Source organism: Bacillus sp. FJAT-22090, assembly GCF_007676755.1.
Lineage (GTDB): Bacteria > Bacillota > Bacilli > Bacillales_A > Planococcaceae > Psychrobacillus.
This window is the reverse complement of the sequence record NZ_VEBK01000006.1, coordinates 114,463-133,400: the sequence shown is the minus strand read 5'-3', so window position 1 is coordinate 133,400 and position 18,938 is coordinate 114,463. Positions and strand designations below refer to the sequence as shown.

General features: G+C 36.3%; 20 protein-coding genes. 18 read left to right on the top strand and 2 right to left on the bottom strand.

What is annotated here, in order from left to right; all coding sequences use genetic code 11:
* From aroE to FS486_RS09775, 9 genes are all read left to right on the top strand, one after another.
* Positions 1–831: a shikimate dehydrogenase gene (aroE, locus tag FS486_RS09815; RefSeq protein ID WP_144511154.1), complete on the top strand. Its 831-nt coding sequence runs from the start codon at positions 1–3 to the stop codon at positions 829–831.
* Positions 818–1,123, top strand: coding sequence for a ribosome assembly RNA-binding protein YhbY (yhbY, locus tag FS486_RS09810; RefSeq protein ID WP_144511153.1), 306 nt, complete (start codon positions 818–820; stop codon positions 1,121–1,123). The genes aroE and yhbY overlap by 14 nt, the downstream gene beginning before the upstream one ends.
* Positions 1,120–1,692 carry a nicotinate-nucleotide adenylyltransferase gene (locus tag FS486_RS09805; protein ID WP_144511152.1) on the top strand — a complete coding sequence of 191 codons (573 nt, stop codon included), beginning with the start codon at positions 1,120–1,122 and terminating at the stop codon, positions 1,690–1,692. Before yhbY ends, FS486_RS09805 begins: the two co-directional genes overlap by 4 nt.
* Positions 1,682–2,257, top strand: coding sequence for a bis(5'-nucleosyl)-tetraphosphatase (symmetrical) YqeK (gene yqeK, locus FS486_RS09800; RefSeq protein ID WP_144511151.1), 576 nt, complete (start codon positions 1,682–1,684; stop codon positions 2,255–2,257). The genes FS486_RS09805 and yqeK overlap by 11 nt, the downstream gene beginning before the upstream one ends.
* A complete protein-coding gene (rsfS, locus tag FS486_RS09795; RefSeq protein WP_144511150.1) occupies positions 2,254–2,607 on the top strand; it encodes a ribosome silencing factor in 354 nt (117 codons plus the stop codon). The genes yqeK and rsfS overlap by 4 nt, the downstream gene beginning before the upstream one ends.
* The gene (locus tag FS486_RS09790; RefSeq protein ID WP_144511149.1) at positions 2,607–3,344 is read left to right on the top strand and encodes a class I SAM-dependent DNA methyltransferase; all 738 of its coding nucleotides are present in this window, start codon (positions 2,607–2,609) and stop codon (positions 3,342–3,344) included. Before rsfS ends, FS486_RS09790 begins: the two co-directional genes overlap by 1 nt.
* Positions 3,345–3,415: 71 nt before the next feature.
* Entirely contained in the window at positions 3,416–4,045 is a 630-nt protein-coding gene (locus tag FS486_RS09785; protein WP_260858073.1) for a helix-hairpin-helix domain-containing protein, read from the top strand.
* Positions 4,046–4,117: 72 nt separating this feature from the next.
* Positions 4,118–4,681 (top strand): ComE operon protein 2, encoded by a 564-nt coding sequence (locus tag FS486_RS09780; protein ID WP_144511148.1) that lies wholly within the window; start codon positions 4,118–4,120, stop codon positions 4,679–4,681.
* Between the two features lie 89 nt (positions 4,682–4,770).
* Positions 4,771–6,963, top strand: a complete 2,193-nt coding sequence (locus FS486_RS09775; RefSeq protein WP_395940845.1) for a DNA internalization-related competence protein ComEC/Rec2 — start codon at positions 4,771–4,773, stop codon at positions 6,961–6,963.
* A gap of 47 nt (positions 6,964–7,010) precedes the next feature.
* Here FS486_RS09775 and FS486_RS09770 read toward each other — a convergent pair whose 3' ends face one another.
* Positions 7,011–7,145 carry a YqzM family protein gene (locus FS486_RS09770; RefSeq protein ID WP_144511147.1) on the bottom strand — a complete coding sequence of 45 codons (135 nt, stop codon included), beginning with the start codon at positions 7,143–7,145 and terminating at the stop codon, positions 7,011–7,013.
* 154 nt (positions 7,146–7,299) lie between these two features.
* On the opposite strand from FS486_RS09770, the gene holA reads away from it, so the two are divergent.
* Positions 7,300–8,304: a DNA polymerase III subunit delta gene (holA, locus tag FS486_RS09765; protein WP_144511146.1), complete on the top strand. Its 1,005-nt coding sequence runs from the start codon at positions 7,300–7,302 to the stop codon at positions 8,302–8,304.
* A 66-nt stretch (positions 8,305–8,370) separates the two neighbouring features.
* Here the strand turns inward: holA and rpsT are convergent, their stop codons facing one another.
* Positions 8,371–8,619 (bottom strand): 30S ribosomal protein S20, encoded by a 249-nt coding sequence (gene rpsT / locus FS486_RS09760; RefSeq protein WP_144511145.1) that lies wholly within the window; start codon positions 8,617–8,619, stop codon positions 8,371–8,373.
* A 160-nt stretch (positions 8,620–8,779) separates the two neighbouring features.
* Between rpsT and gpr the strand changes: the two genes are divergently transcribed.
* The 8 genes from gpr (at position 8,780) to dnaK (ending at position 18,932) form a co-directional block, all read left to right on the top strand.
* A complete protein-coding gene (gpr, locus tag FS486_RS09755; protein WP_144511144.1) occupies positions 8,780–9,793 on the top strand; it encodes a GPR endopeptidase in 1,014 nt (337 codons plus the stop codon).
* Between the two features lie 55 nt (positions 9,794–9,848).
* Positions 9,849–10,649 (top strand): stage II sporulation protein P, encoded by an 801-nt coding sequence (gene spoIIP / locus FS486_RS09750; RefSeq protein WP_144511143.1) that lies wholly within the window; start codon positions 9,849–9,851, stop codon positions 10,647–10,649.
* Positions 10,650–10,942: 293 nt separating this feature from the next.
* The gene (gene lepA, locus FS486_RS09745) at positions 10,943–12,772 is read left to right on the top strand and encodes a translation elongation factor 4 (protein ID WP_144511142.1); all 1,830 of its coding nucleotides are present in this window, start codon (positions 10,943–10,945) and stop codon (positions 12,770–12,772) included.
* 837 nt (positions 12,773–13,609) lie between these two features.
* Positions 13,610–13,780: a hypothetical protein gene (locus FS486_RS20125; RefSeq protein ID WP_186321411.1), complete on the top strand. Its 171-nt coding sequence runs from the start codon at positions 13,610–13,612 to the stop codon at positions 13,778–13,780.
* A gap of 407 nt (positions 13,781–14,187) precedes the next feature.
* Positions 14,188–15,324 carry a radical SAM family heme chaperone HemW gene (gene hemW / locus FS486_RS09740; RefSeq protein ID WP_144511141.1) on the top strand — a complete coding sequence of 379 codons (1,137 nt, stop codon included), beginning with the start codon at positions 14,188–14,190 and terminating at the stop codon, positions 15,322–15,324.
* 92 nt (positions 15,325–15,416) lie between these two features.
* A complete protein-coding gene (gene hrcA, locus FS486_RS09735) occupies positions 15,417–16,454 on the top strand; it encodes a heat-inducible transcriptional repressor HrcA (RefSeq protein WP_144511140.1) in 1,038 nt (345 codons plus the stop codon).
* A 15-nt stretch (positions 16,455–16,469) separates the two neighbouring features.
* Entirely contained in the window at positions 16,470–17,018 is a 549-nt protein-coding gene (grpE, locus tag FS486_RS09730) for a nucleotide exchange factor GrpE (RefSeq protein ID WP_144511139.1), read from the top strand.
* An 81-nt stretch (positions 17,019–17,099) separates the two neighbouring features.
* On the top strand, positions 17,100–18,932 hold the full coding sequence (gene dnaK / locus FS486_RS09725; RefSeq protein ID WP_144511138.1) for a molecular chaperone DnaK: 1,833 nt from the start codon (positions 17,100–17,102) through the stop codon (positions 18,930–18,932).
* The last annotated feature ends 6 nt before the right edge of the window (positions 18,933–18,938 follow it).

Genomic DNA, 18,938 nt, shown 5'->3' with positions numbered 1-18,938 from the left:
ATGAAAAAATGGTTTGCTGTAATAGGAAATCCAATTGGACATTCTGTTTCTCCATTTATGCATGACAGTTGGCTTCAAGAACATAATATGGACGCAACCTATATTCCTATCCAAGTTGAAGAAGGGAAGCTCGCAGAAGCAGTAAATGCACTTAAACTGTTGGGTTGCAGTGGTTGGAATGTGACTGTCCCTTATAAAGAGGCAATTATCCCTTTTTTAGATGAAATCGATCAATCTGCAACAGGTATTGGTGCGGTTAATACAGTGGTGAAAACGAAGGAAGGTCGATTTGTTGGTTATAATACAGATGGCTTGGGCTTTATTCAATCACTCGGACCGCTTCATATAGAAAATCGAATTCTTTTGCTGGGAGCAGGTGGCGCAGCAAGAGGAATCGTACATGCATTTAAACAATTAGGCTTTACTAATATAACAATAGCAAATCGTACGTATGCAAATGCCGAAAAACTTGTGGAAGAATTACAATATGGGGAAGCAATAACGCTACAAGAAGCAGAAGCAGGTCTAGGTAAGTTCGACATTATCATTCAAACCACTCCGCAAGGAATGAAAAATAATACAGCAATATTGCCAATTCAGCTAAATCATATAAAAAACCATGCAATTGTTGCTGATATTGTATATAATCCTTTAGTTACCCCTTTTCTAGAGGAAGCAAAAAAATACGAGGTCCGCACGATAAATGGACTAGGAATGCTCGTACACCAAGGGGCAATTGCCTTTTCTTATTGGAACGGCATAATGCCTAATACGGACAGAATGGTGGAGCGTTTAACCGAGCAATTAGGAGGAAATTATGTTAACAGGTAAACAAAAAAGATTTTTACGCAGTCAGGCGCATCATTTATCGCCAATTTTCCAGGTAGGTAAAGGTGGAGTCAACGATGCAATGATTAAACAAATTGGCGAAGCTCTGGAAGTTCGTGAATTAATAAAAATAAGCATTTTACAAAATTGTGAAGAAGAGAAGCATGAAGTGGCTGAAGCACTAGCAAAAGGAACTTCTGCGCAATTAGTACAATTGATCGGTTTAACGGTTGTATTGTATAAAGCATCAAAGAATAATAAACGAATTGAGCTTCCTAAAGCGAGTCGTGCATGAGAAAAAAAGTAGGGATTTTAGGTGGGACTTTTAATCCGCCGCATGTTGGTCATTTAATCATTGCAAATGAAGCATTACATGCATTAGCGCTTGATGAAGTGAGATTAATGCCAAATGCAACCCCTCCACATAAACAAATGGACGAGCGTATAACAGCAGAACAACGACTAATGATGGTAAACCTTGCAATTGAAGGAGTTCCTAATATGTCAGTGGAAACAATTGAACTAGAGCGTGGCGGTACTTCTTATACATTTGATACGTTGGAGATATTACGGCAGCGAGAGCCAGATGTTACATTTTACTTCATCATCGGCGGTGACCAAGTGGAGTATTTACCGAAATGGCATCGTATTGATGAGCTAGTTCGAAAAGTAAAACTTGTAGGAGTACCTAGACCAAATACGACGATTGAAACTGCATATCCTATTAGTATATTGGAGATCCCCCAAATTGAATTATCTTCCACACTTTTACGAAAGCGAGTGGGGAATGGTGAAACGACCAAGTTTCTAATTCCTGATAAGGTGAAGGATTTCATCCAAAAGGAGAAGTTGTATGAAATTTGAGCAGTTATTGGACCAGATGAAAAGCAGGATGCCAGAAAAACGCTATATCCATACAAGGGGTGTAGCGATGACGGCGATTCATTTAGCAAAAAAATATGGTGAAGATACTGAGAAAGCAGAAATAGCGGGTATTTTGCATGATAGTGTGAAATATGCAGGGAAAGAATGGTTAAGAAACATTATACTTTCCGAAAAAATGGATCCTACTTTATTAGATTTCCATCATGAACTATGGCACGCACCGGTCGGTAGTTACGTAGCAAAAACTGAGTTCCAAATTGAGGATGAAGATATTTTGCAAGCTATCAAATACCATACGACAGGTCGAGCAGGAATGTCACCACTTGAAAAAATTATTTATATCTCCGATATGATAGAACCTAGCCGTAATTTTCCAGGAGTAGACTTACTAAGAGAAAAAGCGGAAAAGGACTTAGAGGATGCAATGTTAAGCTGTATCCAGCATAGTGTGACATTTTTAATAGAAAAAAAACAACCGGTATTTCCGGATTCATTTCATTGTTACAATGATTTGATACAAAAGAGAGGAAAAGTGAACGAATGACCACTACAAAATCATTAGTAGAAATTGCTTTTAAAGCAGCAGACGATAAACGTGCGGAGGATATCGTTGTATTGAATATGCAAGGGGTATCTTTGCTAGCAGATTACTTTTTAATTTGCCATGCGAACTCAGATCGTCAAGTACAGGCGATTGCAAAGGAGTTAGAAGAGCAAGCAACGATTGCAGGTTACCATGTGAAACGTTTAGAAGGTTTCGATGAGGCTAGATGGATATTAGTTGATATGGGTGATGTTGTGGCACATGTATTCCACAAAGACGAGCGAGCTTATTATAACTTAGAGCGTCTATGGGGAGATGCACCAATGATCGAAGTAGGGCAAGATGCATAATGACCATGTACGATCGATTTGCTAATATATATGATTCACTCATGTCCGATATAGCTTATGATAAGTATGCAGAATGGGTGCAAACATTTGCACCGGTATCTGCTGGGCAACGACTAGTTGATATCGGGTGCGGTACTGGAGTTTTGAGCGTGCAATTTGCGAAGGCGGGTTATGAAGTATTTGGTATTGATTTATCCGAATCCATGCTGACAATTGCTCAAAACCGCAGTGTGGAGGAAGGTACATCCATTTCTTTTATTTGCCAGTCTATGGCGGAAATAGATGGTATCGATAAAGTGGATGTAGCAGTCATCGCAATTGATTCGTTAAACTATTTAGAAACATTCGATGAAGTGAAACAAACCTTTAAGCGAATTTTTGATGTATTAACTCCGGGTGGACAGTTATTTTTTGATGTTCATTCCCTTTATAAAATGGATGTTATTTATCCAAACGGTCCCTTTACCTATGAAGATGAGGATGTTGCGTATATATGGCATACTGAGTCAGGAGAAGAAGACCATTCTATCTATCATGATATTACGTTTTTTGTGCGAGATGAATCAGGTTATTATGAGCGTTTTGAGGAGACTCATTACCAACGAACATATCCATTAGAGTCATACACTGCGCTATTAAAACAAATTGGATTTTCTTCCATTACTTTCTCTACATCAGTTTTTGAAGAACAGGAAGAGGCAGAAATCGAGCGTTATTTTATACATGCAGTAAAATAGTCCTTTCCAAAGAGAGGTAAATTTAGTATAGTTTTTATAACTCCATATAATTTACCTCTTATTACGAGAGGATGATATTTCTGTTTCGTTCATTCATTCAGAAATACAAGAAAAAGCTGTTGCTCCCAACAACAGTCATCATGCTACTATTATTTTTCGTCATACAATCACAATTCAAATCAGCACCCCCCACAGCTGATAGTATACAACCTATCCCATTTAATGATCCCTTTTTAGAGCAAGAAGAAACAACTGAATACGTAGAGGACATAGCTATATTTGTAGAGGTAAAAGGCGCTGTCCAGAAGCCTGGAGTATATGAACTTTCCCAAGGTGATCGCGTTTTAAAAGCGATTGAACTTGCAGGGGGGTATTTGACTATGAGCGATAGTAAAGGTATCAACCATGCTCAAAAAATAGAAGATGAAATGGTCATTTATGTCCCGGAAGAAGGCGAAGCAATAGAAGAAACAAAAGATGTTGCAACTTCGAACGGGACAAGTTCTAATTTAGTTAATATTAATAAGGCAGATGTGTCCCTTCTAACGACTTTACCTGGAATTGGTCAGGCAAAAGCAGAAGCTATTATAGCTTACCGAGAAGATACTGCTGTGTTTAAAGAAAAAAGAGACTTAATGAAAGTTACTGGTATTGGACAAAAGACATTTGAAAAATTAGAATCTCTTATCGACGTTAAGTGAAAAGGGACTATATTGACTGTTCATGTAACAAACTACTACACTATAAGAAGAATATATTTTGGAGGTAGTTATATGGAGCGAATTACATGGGACCAATTTTTCATGGCGCAAAGCCATTTACTTGCATTAAGAAGTACATGCACTCGATTAGCAGTTGGTGCAACGATTGTTCGTGATCGACGGATCATGGCAGGGGGATATAATGGCTCTATTTCAGGTGGCGATCATTGTATTGATCACGGCTGTTATGTCGTGGATAATCATTGTGTTCGAACAATCCACGCGGAGATGAACGCATTGCTGCAATGTGCTAAATATGGTGTATCAGTAAGCGGTGCAGATTTATATGTGACCCATTTTCCTTGTTTACCATGCACAAAATCCATTATTCAAGCAGGAATTAAAAGACTCTATTACGCGGAGGATTATAAAAACAACGAATATGCAATCGAATTGCTCAAACAATCGGGTGTAGAAATTATTCAAGTTCCGTTTGACGAGCGGAAAATTGACTTTTTAGGCGATGAAAAGCTTGCCCTTTACGTGGAGCTTATGACAAAGTTACGGGAGAAGGGAGCAAGCAGTGAAGAATTGGCACCTTATGAAACGAAGGTGGCAGAGTTATTTGGAGTATAGTATTTAAAGGAAATCTTATATATATAGCCCTATCTGTTGTAATCGCTGCAATTAGTGCTTATGAATCGGTAAGGCTGCTGTTTTTAATTGTGATTCTTTGTGCTTGGTTAATATACAAACAAAAGCATGTACTATTTATTGCTGGTTTTGTTGTCTTTGGGATTTTTTCTTATTTCTATATACAAACTGTTGTACCTCAGCAAGTAAGTGAAAATCGTGTAAAGGAAATAACTTGGACAGATATCTATCGAATTAATGGACAGTATATACGAGGTTTTGCTATGTCAGGAGAACATGAAAAATGGTATGTTCAATTGAAAATCAACACTGAACAAGAAAAACGCTTTTTTTTGAATACCCCACTTGCTGGCATGGTATTTCAAGTGGAAGCCAAGCATGTGGAAAAAAGACCTACATCACATCAATATGCCTTTAATATGGATCTATATATAAAAAGTAATGGTGCTGTCGGTCAACTAGAAGTAGACAATTATAGGATAACTGAGAAACAAGCAAACTTCTTTACATTTATGGCGGAAAAGCGCTTCAAAATGAAACAGCATATTCAAAACACTTTTCCGCTTTCTTTGCAATCAGAGGCAGAGGCATTATTAATCGGAAGTAGAGAGCAAATGCCATCAGACCTGCAAGACGCCTATCGAACATTAGGAATTACTCATTTGTTTGCCATCTCAGGGCTCCATGTTGCTTTAGTTGTGTTGCTCTTTTATGAGATTCTTATAAGAATAGGAATTCGTAGAGAAACGGCCAATTGGTTATTACTATTCTCTCTTCCTCTCTACGCTTTTATAGCAGGAGGGGCCCCATCTGTTTGGAGAGCTGTTTCTGTTACGGAAATTGTACTAATCAGTTTGTTAATCAAGAAAAAGATTGCAATAGATGATGCATTTTCAGTAAGCATTATTGGATTTGTCCTGTTTACGCCGTGGATAATTTATCAAATAGGTTTTCAATTGTCCTATTTAGCCGCATTTTCTCTTATATACTCAAGTGTAATTTTAAAAAACAATCAGTCTTATATTTTCCAATCTTTTATTATTACAGCTGTTTGTCAGCTCATAGTTTATCCTATTTTAATCTATCAGTTTTATGAAATATCCATTTCTTCTTTCCTCGCAAATTTAGTGTTCGTCCCTTTGTTTTCTTTTATCATTTTACCTATTAATCTATTGTTTTTAATAATCACGTATATTTCTGCCCCTACAAGCAATTTTTTCTTTCGATTGTATGAACCAATTCGCAAATTATTAAGTGATTTTATATTTTACTTAGGAGAATTGCCTTATCAGGTTTGGAACCCTATGCAGCCATCACTCCAACTGGTAATTATAGCTTATATAGCAGTCTTTGTATTTTTCATTTCGTTGGAACGGAAAAGAGGACTTATTTTTAGTAGCAGTCTTCTTTTTTTGACTGTTGGAATGATTCATATCAACCCTTATTTAGAGACCTCGACAAAAATAACATTCCTTAATGTGGGACAAGGAGATTGTATTTTAATTGAAATGCCTTATAGAAGTGAGGTAATGATGATTGATACAGGAGGGGTATTACGCTTTGAACAGGATGCATGGAAAGCTGCGAATGAACCATATGAAATTGGCAGACAAGTTGTCGTACCATTTTTAAAAGGAAAAGGAATTACAAAAATTGATATGCTCATTATTACCCATGCAGATGCGGATCATATGGAAGGAGCAGAGGAAATACTTCGTGAAGTGCGAGTCCAAGAAATCCATATCTCCCCAGGCTCTTTTGAAAAAAATGTAATGCGTGATCTAATAGAAGAAGCAAAGAAACAACAGATTCCTATATTGGAAAAAGGAGGTGGCGATAGAATAGAATCCGATTATTTTCAGTTTGACTATTTATCTCCGATGGATACAACTTATGAGGGAAATAATGATTCACTAGTCCTGTCAATGCGAAATAAATATTTTCATGGATTATTTATTGGAGACCTGGAAAAAGAAGGAGAATTGGAATTGGTAAAGAGGTATCCGAGCTCCCTAAAGGATATTACACTACTAAAAATTGGACATCACGGTAGTAAAACTTCGAGTGAACAGAGTTTTTTAGAAATGACAAATCCTACGATTTCTATCATTAGTGCTGGATTTGGAAATAGATTCGGACACCCGCATTCGGATGTGGTCGGACGCTTAAATTCCCTTCACATTCCTTTTTTACAGACTGGTAAAGATGGTACTATTGAAGTCGAATGGACGAAAAATGGGGAAATGCTTGTTACAGCTCCGTAAACAGAGAAAAGGGTTTTGTCCAATTTAGACAAAACCCTTATCCGTTATTATCGAGCAACAAACTCAATAATTACTGCAATAGCGAACATAATTGTAAAAAATCCAAAGGAGACACCAAAACCTACACCTGAGTCGATTGCGTCATTACGCTTAGACTGTACATTTTGTTCAAATTCATTCATAATTACCCCTCCTACTTCAACCTAATTATATAGGATACCCTATAAAAAATCTACACGGAATCTTTGCTTTTTCATATACTTCAATAATGTCACAAATTATACACTAATTTTACGTTATACTATAATCAGACTTAAAGTAGCAAGGAGATCTATGATGATTTCAGAAAAATGGATGCAAATAGCAAATAATAATTTATCAGATGTATATTTATTATATGGAACAGAAGCGTATTTTATCGAAGAAACATTAAAAAGACTCAAAAGACAATTAAACGAAAACGGGGAAGTAGAAGTAATAAGCTTCGATTTGGAAGAAAAAAATGTGGATGAAGTAATGTATGAAGCGGATACATTTCCTTTTTTCACTGAAAAAAAGCTTGTTATTGCAAAGAATGCATTTTTTTTAAAAGCGACTGAAAAAGGAAAAGAAAAAGTGTTGCATGATACAGCTAGTTTAGAACAGTGGCTGCAAAGTCCTTCGCCTACCGCTGTTACTGTTTTTATTGCACCATATGAAAAATTGGATGAGCGAAAGAAAATAACAAAAGCAATGAAACAAACTGCAAATGTGATTGAAGCAACCAGTTTGCAAGCCCATGATTTAAAAAGCTGGGTTTTACATGAACTTTCTACTCATGGCAAAACAATGTCAGAAGAGACAATTGATCGTTTCATCGAATTTGGTGGCACCGATTTAGTTCATTTACAAACAGAACTCTTAAAAATAGCAACGTACGTAGGTGAGAAAGAAGAAATTGATACGGAGACTGTAAGGAAACTACTTGTTCGTACACTAGAACAAGATGTTTTTACTTTAGGAAGCGCTTATCTTGCGGGAAATAAAAGCGAAGCAATCGAAATTTACCATGACCTTTTAAAACGCAAAGAAGATCCATTAAAATTAAATGCATTAATCGCAACCCAAGTAAGATTAATGGTACAGGTAGGGCATTTAAAGAAAAAAGGCTATCATGCACAACAAATCGCCAATCAACTAAAAGTTCATCCTTATCGGGTGAAATTGTTATTTGATAATCCGATGTTGCATAATGAGCAAAAATTACTTCAAACTTTAAACAATTTAGCAACAGTAGATTTGCAGTTAAAAACTTTAAATATTAATCGAGATCGAATATTAGAACTTTTCTTGATGAAATAAATCAATACAAACTACTTGATAAAATAAATAAAGACTGACCGATTAGATTCGGGCAGTCTTTTATTATTACGCTTTTTTCATTAATTGAGCTTTCTTACGAGTAGCTGCGTTTTTATGAATTAAACCTTTAGAAGCCGCTTTCTCCAATTGTTGGATAGCAGATTTAATAAGTTCTTTTGCGTTTTCGTCGTTGTTAAGTGCAGCAGTGTCCGCTTTTTTCACAGCAGTACGCATAGCTGATTTAGCAGTTGCGTTTTGAGCGTTTAAAGTTGCATTTTTCTTAACACGTTTAATTGCAGATTTAATATTTGGCATATCTTTCACCTCCTAAAATAGTCTCGAGATGATACTTTTCTTTGTTGAAACTGTCTAATACAACAAGCATTATTTTAACAAACGAAAAAACAAATTGCAATATATAAATGCAAGAATATTTACTTGACACATCGTCCAAACTAATTTGGAGGTGAATTATATGTGGGGAAGAACGGATTTATTAGATGAATCGGATGAAATGGTTAGACATCGTTCAAAAGAAGATAAGAATACATTAAAAAAATCAGAGGGTATTAAATTTGATGAAAGTAGGGAAGGGGCAGTACTAGTAACCTCTATTGAAGTAGACGAAAACGGAGAAAAGGAACTAGGAAAGAAGAAAGGAAAATATATTACATTAACGGACTTAACTGTTAGTCCAGATGATGATCAAAGCTTTCAACACTTGGAAAGAATATTCATCGATAAGTTAAAAGAAATGCATAAAGATATTAAATTAACGAAGTCATCCAAAATCCTAATAATTGGACTTGGTAATGCATTGATCACACCAGATGCAATAGGTCCTAAAGCTATTGAGATATTACAAAACTCCGCGTTGACTTCAGAAGAACATATAAAGGTCGTTATGTATGCCCCTGGTGTAACAGGTCAAACTGGTTTAGAAACTAGCGACTTTATAGAAGCAATAAGTAATACATTTAAGCCCGATTTAATCATTGTTTTAGATGCGCTTGCTGCTAGAAATAGTGAACGACTTTGCAAAACAATTCAACTTACCAACACGGGTATACATCCTGGATCAGGAGTTGGAAATCAACGTAAAGAAGTTTCTGAGGAAGTATACGGCGTTCCTGTTACTGCAGTTGGGATACCAATGGTTGTGGACGGCCCAGTTTTATATGCAGATGCAATGGAACAAGTTATTCACTATATTGCATCAAAGATAGAAGAGAAGGGAAGTCCGTCCTCAGCATTAGCCGTCACTCCGATGGTTTCTAGTAAAAAACCAACAATTGACAAAAAAGTGTTACAACCAATCTTTGGAGAATGGGTCACTTGGCCAACAGATGAAAAAAGAAAATTATTTGAAGAGGTTTTTGTAGGAAAAAATCCATCTCTATTTGTAACACCAAAAGAAACGGATGCATGGGTAGAACAATATGCGCATTTATTATCTAACAGCTTAGAAACATGGATAACGAGTAGATGATGTCGTTCTAAAATTCCACTTTCCCACATACGATTGTGTGAGGAGAGTGGAATCCATGTCTAAATCCCTGAAGAACTTAACAAGCATTTTAATACTCTTATTTTTAGCCCCTATTATTATTGCTACTATCCAAACGCCTCTATTAACTGGTCAAACGGAACAGGAAGAAAAGAAAAAAGAAGACATACCAGTAGTGTACGCGGCCCAATTGGATAAACAACCAGTCGTTCAAGAAATAATAGAGCCAAAAAAAGCATTTGTTTATTTTACTCATTCACAAGAAGCTTTTCAGCCTATACTCGCGGCCAAAGGTGAAAAAATCGCAATTTATCATCCAATTAGTAATATTACTACTTTCCAAGAACAAATTAATCTCCAGTTTGCTTTTCAGCAATTAGAGGCTACTTTTTTAGAAAACTACAATAAGAAAGAAATGGATGACTATAATTCAATACGTCCTTTAGTTCAAAATGCGATAGGACAAAATAAATATGATATTATTTTAGATATTCACAGAGATTCTGCAAAAGCAAATGTGACGACGCTTAAAAGTGGAGAAGAAAGTTATGCTAAATTTATATTCGTTATTGGCCGAGAGCACCCAAACTATAGATGGAACGAGCAACTTGCCCAAAATCTCTCAAACCAATTAAATAAATTAGTACCCGGAATATCGCGAGGGATATTACCTAAAGAAGGTAAAGGAGTAGATGGTGTATACAATCAAGATCTTTCCCCAAATTTACTTAATGTAGAACTTGGTGGTATAGATAACAACGAGCAAGAAATAAATCGATCAATTGCGATTTTAGCAAAAGCGTTATCCAATATGTTAAATGAAGATTTACCATCATAAATATACTAGAAAGAGGTGAGGCAAATTTTAAATGGCTTACCTCTTTTTTAGTATGGAAAATCTATTGGTAGATTGTATTATGTACGGGATTTTGATAAGATTAAATTCTGGCAAAAATTATTAATATTAACTTTCCTAGCTCACAACCTATATTAAACAATAAGTTGCCAAATATATATTTTTTCGTAGAGCCACTTTTATAAAATAAAATGATTTAGAGTGTACATAGAAATATTTTTTAAACAAATCTTTATCTGTTATAATGCAAGTAGTTTAATTAGGAGTGAACAAGTATGAATCATGAAGAGAGACTAGCACGACAGAAAAAAATACGTAACTTTTCGATTATCGCTCACATTGACCACGGGAAGTCAACACTTGCGGATCGCATATTAGAGAAAACACAGACGGTAACATCTCGAGAAATGCAAAGTCAATTACTCGATTCGATGGACCTAGAACGAGAACGCGGAATAACAATTAAATTGAATGCTGTTCAATTGACATATACAGCGCAAGATGGAGAGGAATACATCTTCCATTTAATCGACACACCAGGTCACGTCGATTTTACGTATGAAGTTTCTAGAAGTTTAGCTGCTTGTGAAGGGGCCATATTAGTAGTCGACGCTGCTCAAGGAATTGAAGCTCAAACTTTAGCTAATGTTTATTTAGCATTGGATAATGACTTGGAAATTTTGCCAGTCATCAATAAAATAGACCTACCTGCTGCCGACCCAGAACGTGTAAAAAAAGAAGTGGAAGAGGTTATCGGTCTCGATGCATCCGAAGCAGTACACGCTTCCGCAAAAGCAGGAATAGGGATTGAGGAAATTTTAGAACAAATCGTAGAGAAAGTCCCAGCGCCAACAGGAGATCCTTCAGCACCGCTTAAAGCTTTGATATTTGACTCGTTATTTGACCCATACCGAGGGGTAATCGTTTATATTCGAATCGTTGAAGGTACAGTGAAACCTGGGGATAAAATTAGAATGATGTCTTCTGGCAAAGAATTTGAAGTAGTGGAAACAGGCGTATTTACACCTAAAGCTACTATGCGTTCTGAACTTACAGTTGGAGACGTAGGATTTTTAACAGCATCCATGAAGCATGTAGGAGATTCTAGTGTAGGGGATACGATTACATTAGCATCCAATCCGGCGGCCGAAGCCCTTCCAGGCTATCGTAAAATGAATCCAATGGTATTCTGTGGATTATATCCAATCGATAACTCTAAGTATGTCGATTTACGTGATGCGCTTGAGAAATTAGAGCTGAATGACTCAGCATTAGAATTCGAACCGGAAACATCCCAAGCATTAGGATTTGGATATCGTTGTGGATTCTTAGGGTTGCTTCATATGGAAATAATACAAGAGCGTATTGAACGTGAATTTAAAATTGATTTAATCACTACAGCGCCAAGTGTTATTTATGACGTGAAGTTAACAAGTGGTGAAACGATCAAAGTAGATAATCCTTCGATGATGCCAGAAATACAAAAAGTAGACAAAATAGAAGAGCCTTATGTAAAAGCTTCTATCATGGTTCCAGAGGATTACGTTGGCTCGGTTATGGAACTATGTCAGCGCAAACGTGGAAACTTTATCACGATGGATTACTTATCTTCTGCTCGCGTTAATATTATTTATGAAATTCCACTTTCAGAAATAGTGTATGACTTCTTTGATGCATTAAAATCTAGTACAAAAGGATACGCTTCTTTTGACTATGAACTAATCGGATATAAAGAATCGAAACTAGTGAAAATGGATATTCTTCTCAACAGCGAAAAAGTCGATGCTTTAAGTTTTATCGTGCATAAAGACTTTGCATACGAGCGTGGAAAAGTAATTGTAGAGAAGTTAAAAGCCTTAATTCCTAGACAACAGTTCGAAGTACCAGTACAAGCTGCAATTGGACAAAAAATTGTTGCTCGTTCTACGATTAAGTCAATCGGTAAAAACGTATTAGCAAAATGTTACGGTGGAGATATTTCTCGTAAGCGAAAACTTCTTGAAAAGCAAAAAGAAGGTAAAAAACGTATGAAACAAGTAGGCTCAGTAGAAGTTCCTCAGGAAGCATTCATGGCTGTACTGAAGATGGACGAGCCGAATAAATAAACAATACCAATGGTTGGAACGACTTTTTCAATTATTCATTTTAGTTAAAATTAGCAGTTTGCCACCGTCTTGCCACCGGAATATAAAAATGCTGGCAAGATCATTTAATGTCATTCATAATTTTGTAAGATCCTCACAAATAGTGAGGGTCTTTTTTTACTTTCATTTTGAAGCTAACATTATGCTTGTTATCAACTAGGACTTGGAGCTTTGGACATTCTAAACTCATACTTGAAATGGAGCATGCCTTTATATTGAAAATGGAGAAGACTTTAGATAAAGATTTATAGCTTGACGACAAAAGTATATTAAAAAAGTTCGTATAAACTATTCATTTTTATAAAAATTTAGCAGGAGAAAGATAAACTAAGAAAACCACGTCCTGAGGCAGAACAGCAGAAAGTGAATGAAGGACCTTGCCGAGTCAAATTCACACTTTTCCGTATAAAAGATGAGTTTGTCTATAGGTTGTTACTATATTATACAGATAATTTGTGAAAAATTTAAAATTTTTAAAAAAGTAAAAGGATTTTAGCAAATAGTGAAGAATATAACAGTGTATAACAAAATATTTAGGAAATGGAGAGGATAATTTTTGAAAAAGAAAAAGTCAATGTTTTCAATCTTGGGTATTTTATTGATTTTGAGTTTCTCATCGGCTAGCGGAGCAAGTGCCATGAACGTGAGTGAAGGTGACGGACCACCGCCGCCGCCGAAATGTGATAGTAAAGGGAATTGTCCAGAAAGGCCATAATTGCGTTTAAAATCATTCTTCAAAGAATTTATTCTATGTACTTAGAAAATATCAAAAAATGCGGAAAATGGAGGAATTAGATTATGAAAAAGAAAAAATCATTGTTATCTATTTTTGCTGTTTTATTGCTAAGTTTGTCTTTTGCTAGCGGTGCAGGTGCTGCATTCTCATTACCAGTACCAATAGGTGATGGTGGTGGTTCGAGCCCTAAGCCACCAGTGTGCACTAAAGCCCCTTGTCTAATTGCTCCATAATACAACTTTTAATATTTATATATCTAAACAAATGGAGGAAGCATCTCTTCGGAGGTGCTTTTACTTCGTTTGAAAATTAGTTTTAAGGGATGTACTAAAATTAATTGGAAGAACTAAAACTAAAATAGCACCATTAGTCGAAAAAGATATGAACGGCCTGCACGCTGTTCTTTACAAACAATACATATACATAAAGAGTAATAATATTTGAATTAAACTACTATAAACATACATATGATAAAGGTTTGCAAGTAAAACTAAAAACCGTTAAACTACAATGAGGAACGACTTACCCATTAAAAGCTTTCATATCTTTACTGAAGATGGACTAGCCGAATAAATAAACAGAAGGTAGGGGGCAATGGAATTATAGCCTCCTTTTTTCTATATAGAGAGTAGGAATAATTATGGTACGAGGTGTATATATTCATATTCCTTTTTGTCATCAAATCTGCAATTACTGTGATTTCAATAAATTCTTTTTTCATAATCAACCAGTAGATGAATATATTGAATCGCTCGGTAAAGAAATGGCTTTATGGACAAATGATTTAAAAGAAGCATCCATTGAAACAGTATTCATCGGTGGTGGAACACCGACTTCTTTATCTGTTGAGCAATTGGATCGTTTATTTACATTAATTCATCTACATATACCAATGAAGCATGTTGTTGAATTTACATCGGAAGCAAATCCAGATGAATTAACGCTTGAAAAGATGCAGCTTATGCGTAAATATGGTGTAAACCGATTAAGTATGGGGGTGCAGACGTTTGACCAGGAATTGCTAAAAGTGCTTGGAAGAACACATTCCAATGAACATGTTTATGAAGTGATTGAATATGCAAAACAAACGGATTTTCCGTCTATTAGTATTGATCTTATGTATGGATTGCCGAATCAAACGATGGAACAGTGGAAAATCTCTCTCCAAGAAGCATTTCGCTTAAAAATTCCCCATATTTCGGCATATTCTTTGTTAGTCGAACCAAAAACTATTTTTTACAATTTATTATCCAAAGGGAAACTTTCATTGCCGGGAGAAGACTTAGAAGCCGAAATGTATAGTTATTTGATGGATGAGATGATGCGAAATGGTTATTCACAATACGAAATTAGCAATTTTTCGCATAATGGAAAAGAGTCAAAACATAATTTGCTCTATTGGAACAATGATGAATATATTGGATTTGGAGCGGGAGCACATGGGTATTTAAAGAGTGTTCGGTACTCCAATCACGGGCCATTAAAAAAATATATGGATACAATCGAACAAAATGAAAAACCTATCATGATGCAAAAAGAAGTTTCACCAGTCGAAAAAATGGAAGAAGAAATGTTTTTAGGTCTACGGAAAAATGAAGGTGTCTCATTGAGTCGTTTCGAACAAAGATATGGACAGCCCTTACAAGAGGTCTACGGAAACGAAATTGAAGAGCTCTTAGAAAAAGAGTTCGTTACTATTGCAAATGGTTTTATCAAGCTTACACACCGTGGACGTTTTGTCGGAAATGAAGTTTTTCAATATTTTCTTAAAAGCTAAGCTTTATCATTGACAGTTCTCTAGAGATTTGATAAATTTTCTATATAAGTATTAGCACTCTCTATTAACGAGTGCTAACAGAGGTGATAGTCATGCTAACTAACAGGCAATTATTAATATTGCAAGTAACGGTAGATGATTTTATCGAAACCGCTCAACCAGTTGGATCTCGTCAGCTTTCGAAAAAGGAGGAAGTTCCATTTAGTCCTGCTACTATTCGAAATGAAATGGCGGATTTAGAAGAAATGGGCTTTTTAGAAAAAACACATACTTCGTCTGGTCGTGTGCCTTCACAAAAAGGCTATCGTTATTATGTAGACAATATGTTAACTCCCCAACGGATATCCAAAAACGAGATTAAACAAATTCGCTCTATTTTTGAAGAACGAATGGTAGAGACGGAACAAATAATTCGAAAATCTGCGGCAATTTTGTCCGAACTAACGAATTATACCTCTATTATGTTAGGCTTAGATGTGAGAAAACATCGTGTCAAGCGGTTTTCCGTTGTACCATTAACGGATGATTCCGCTGTCGCTATTATTGTGACAGATAGTGGACATGTAGAAAACCGTGTATTTTCCATACCTGAAAACTTTAGCGCATCGGATATTGAACGAATGGTCAATTTGATTAACGAACGTTTAGTAGGTGTTCATTTACATGAACTGCCTGCAAAATTAGAAGCTGTCACATTAGCTGTTGTACGTCAAAATAATGGCCGTTTGAATGACTTGTTTGGATCATTAAACAAAGCAATGACAATAGAACATGAAGATAAAGTTTACTACGGTGGGAAAATGCAACTGTTAAATCAACCGGAATTTAATGATGTAGAAAAAGCACGAAGTATCATGTACTGGATGGATCATGTAAATCAAATGCCTGGATTATTTCATTTAGATAAAAAGGGGATTCAAATTCGTATCGGTTCTGAAAACAACCATCTAGCTATGGAAGACTGTAGTATCATAACAGCTTCCTATGAAATTGGAGCGGAACAAATGGGTTCGATTGCTATTATTGGGCCTACTCGGATGGATTACAGACGTGTTGTTTCATTGCTAGATGTGATGAGTGGCGATTTATCGAGAGAATTGTCGAGAATTTTACATGGCCCCCATGGATAAGGAGAGTTGCTAGGAATGACAGAAAAAAAAGATGAGATTGTAGAAGAACTAGAAACTGAAAACTTAGAAGAGCATGTAGAACAAGCTGAAACAGTTGAGGAAGTGACGGAAGAAATCGACGAGGTCACACTTCTAAAACAACAGCTAGAAGAAGAACAAGACAAGGCGATTCGCTTTCGTGCAGATTTTGAAAATTATAAGCGTCGAGTTCAATTAGACAAAGAAGCGGATTATAAATACCGCGCTCAGTCTCTTTTAACAGACATTTTGCCAGTGCTGGATAATTTCGAACGCGCTTTAGCAGTCGAAGCGACTTCTGAAGAGGCTGCTTCTTTAGCAAAGGGTGTAGAAATGGTATATCGATCTTTACTAGATGCGGTTTCTAAAGAAGGCCTTGAACCTATTGAAGCAGAAGGCGTTCCGTTCGATCCAAACTTTCATCAAGCTGTGATGCAAGAACAAGACGATACGAAAGAGTCGGGGATCGTGCTTCAAGAATTACAAAAAGGGTATAAGTTAAAAGATAGAATTCTTCGTCCATCGATGGTGAAAGTAAACGAATAACTTTCTACCAATTTGAAGGAAGCATTCATAGATACTATAAAATAATTACTGTGCTCAGTTACAAATTAGGAGGAACTATTTATGTCTAAAATTATTGGTATTGACTTAGGAACAACAAACTCATGTGTTTCAGTATTAGAAGGTGGAGAACCAAAAGTAATTCCAAATCCAGAAGGTAATCGTACGACTCCATCTGTAGTTGCTTTTAAAAATGGCGAGCGTCAAGTTGGAGAAGTAGCAAAACGTCAATCTATTACAAACCCAAACACAATCGCGTCTGTAAAACGTTTAATGGGAACGAATGAAAAAGTATCTGCAGAAGATAAAGAGTATACACCACAAGAAGTATCTGCGATGATTCTTCAGTATTTAAAAGGATTTGCGGAAGAATACTTAGGCGAAAAAGTAACAAAAGCTGTAATTACAGTACCAGCTTACTTCAATGATGCAGAGCGTCAAGCTACTAAAGATGCTGGTCGTATTGCTGGCCTTGAAGTAGAACGTATTATCAACGAACCTACTGCTGCTGCTCTTGCGTACGGTTTAGATAAAATGGATCATGATGAAAAAATTCTAGTGTATGATTTAGGTGGCGGTACATTTGACGTATCTATCCTAGAACTTGGAGATGGAGTATTTGAAGTTCTAGCAACAGCTGGAGACAACCGTCTTGGTGGAGATGACTTTGACCAAGTATTAATGGATTATTTAGTACAAGAATTCAAAAAAGAAAACGGTATCGACTTATCACAAGATAAAATGGCCGTACAACGTCTAAAAGATGCTGCTGAAAAAGCGAAAAAAGATTTATCTGGTGTTACATCTACTCAAATTTCACTACCATTTATTACTGCAGGAGAAGCTGGACCACTTCACTTAGAAGTAACAATGACTCGTGCGAAATTTGATGATTTAACTGCTCATTTAGTAGAGCGTACTATGGTACCAACTCGTCAAGCGATGAAAGACGCTGGGTTATCAGCTTCACAAATCGATAAAGTAATCCTTGTTGGTGGATCTACTCGTATTCCTGCTGTACAAGATGCAATTAAAAAAGAAACTGGGAAAGAACCACATAAAGGTGTAAATCCTGATGAAGTTGTAGCAATGGGTGCCGCTGTTCAAGGTGGAGTTCTAACTGGAGATGTGAAAGACGTTGTATTACTTGACGTTACACCACTTTCTTTAGGGATTGAAACGATGGGTGGAGTATTCACGAAGTTAATCGAGCGTAATACGACAATCCCAACTTCAAAATCTCAAACATTCTCAACAGCTGCAGACAATCAGCCAGCAGTGGATATTCATGTATTACAAGGTGAACGTCCAATGTCAGCGGATAATAAAACGCTTGGTCGTTTCCAACTTGCGGACATTCCACCAGCACCACGTGGTGTTCCACAAATCGAAGTAACATTCGATATCGACAAAAATGGTATCGTAAATGTTAAAGCGAAAGACCTTGGAACTGGGAAAGAACAAAATATTACGATTCAATCGAACTCATCTTTATCTGATGAAGAAATCGATCGTATGGTTAAAGAAGCAGAAGCGAACGCAGAAGCAGATAAAGTTCGTAAAGAAGAAGCTGAAGTGAAAAACGAAGCGGACCAATTAGTATTTATGACTGAAAAAACATTAAAAGATTTAGAAGATAAAGTTTCTGATGACGAGAAAAAATCGGCTGAAGATGCAAAAGAAGAGTTAAAAGCTGCACTTGAAGCTGGAAACTTGGAAGAAATTAAAACGAAAAAAGATAAGTTAAATGAAATCGTTCAACAATTGACGATGAAGCTTTATGAGCAAGCTCAAGCAGAAGCTGCTGCAAATGGCGGTGGGGAAGCTGGACCATCTGATGACGGTGTAGTAGACGCTGAATTTGAAGAAGTAAACGACGATAAAGACAACAAGTAAGTTAGT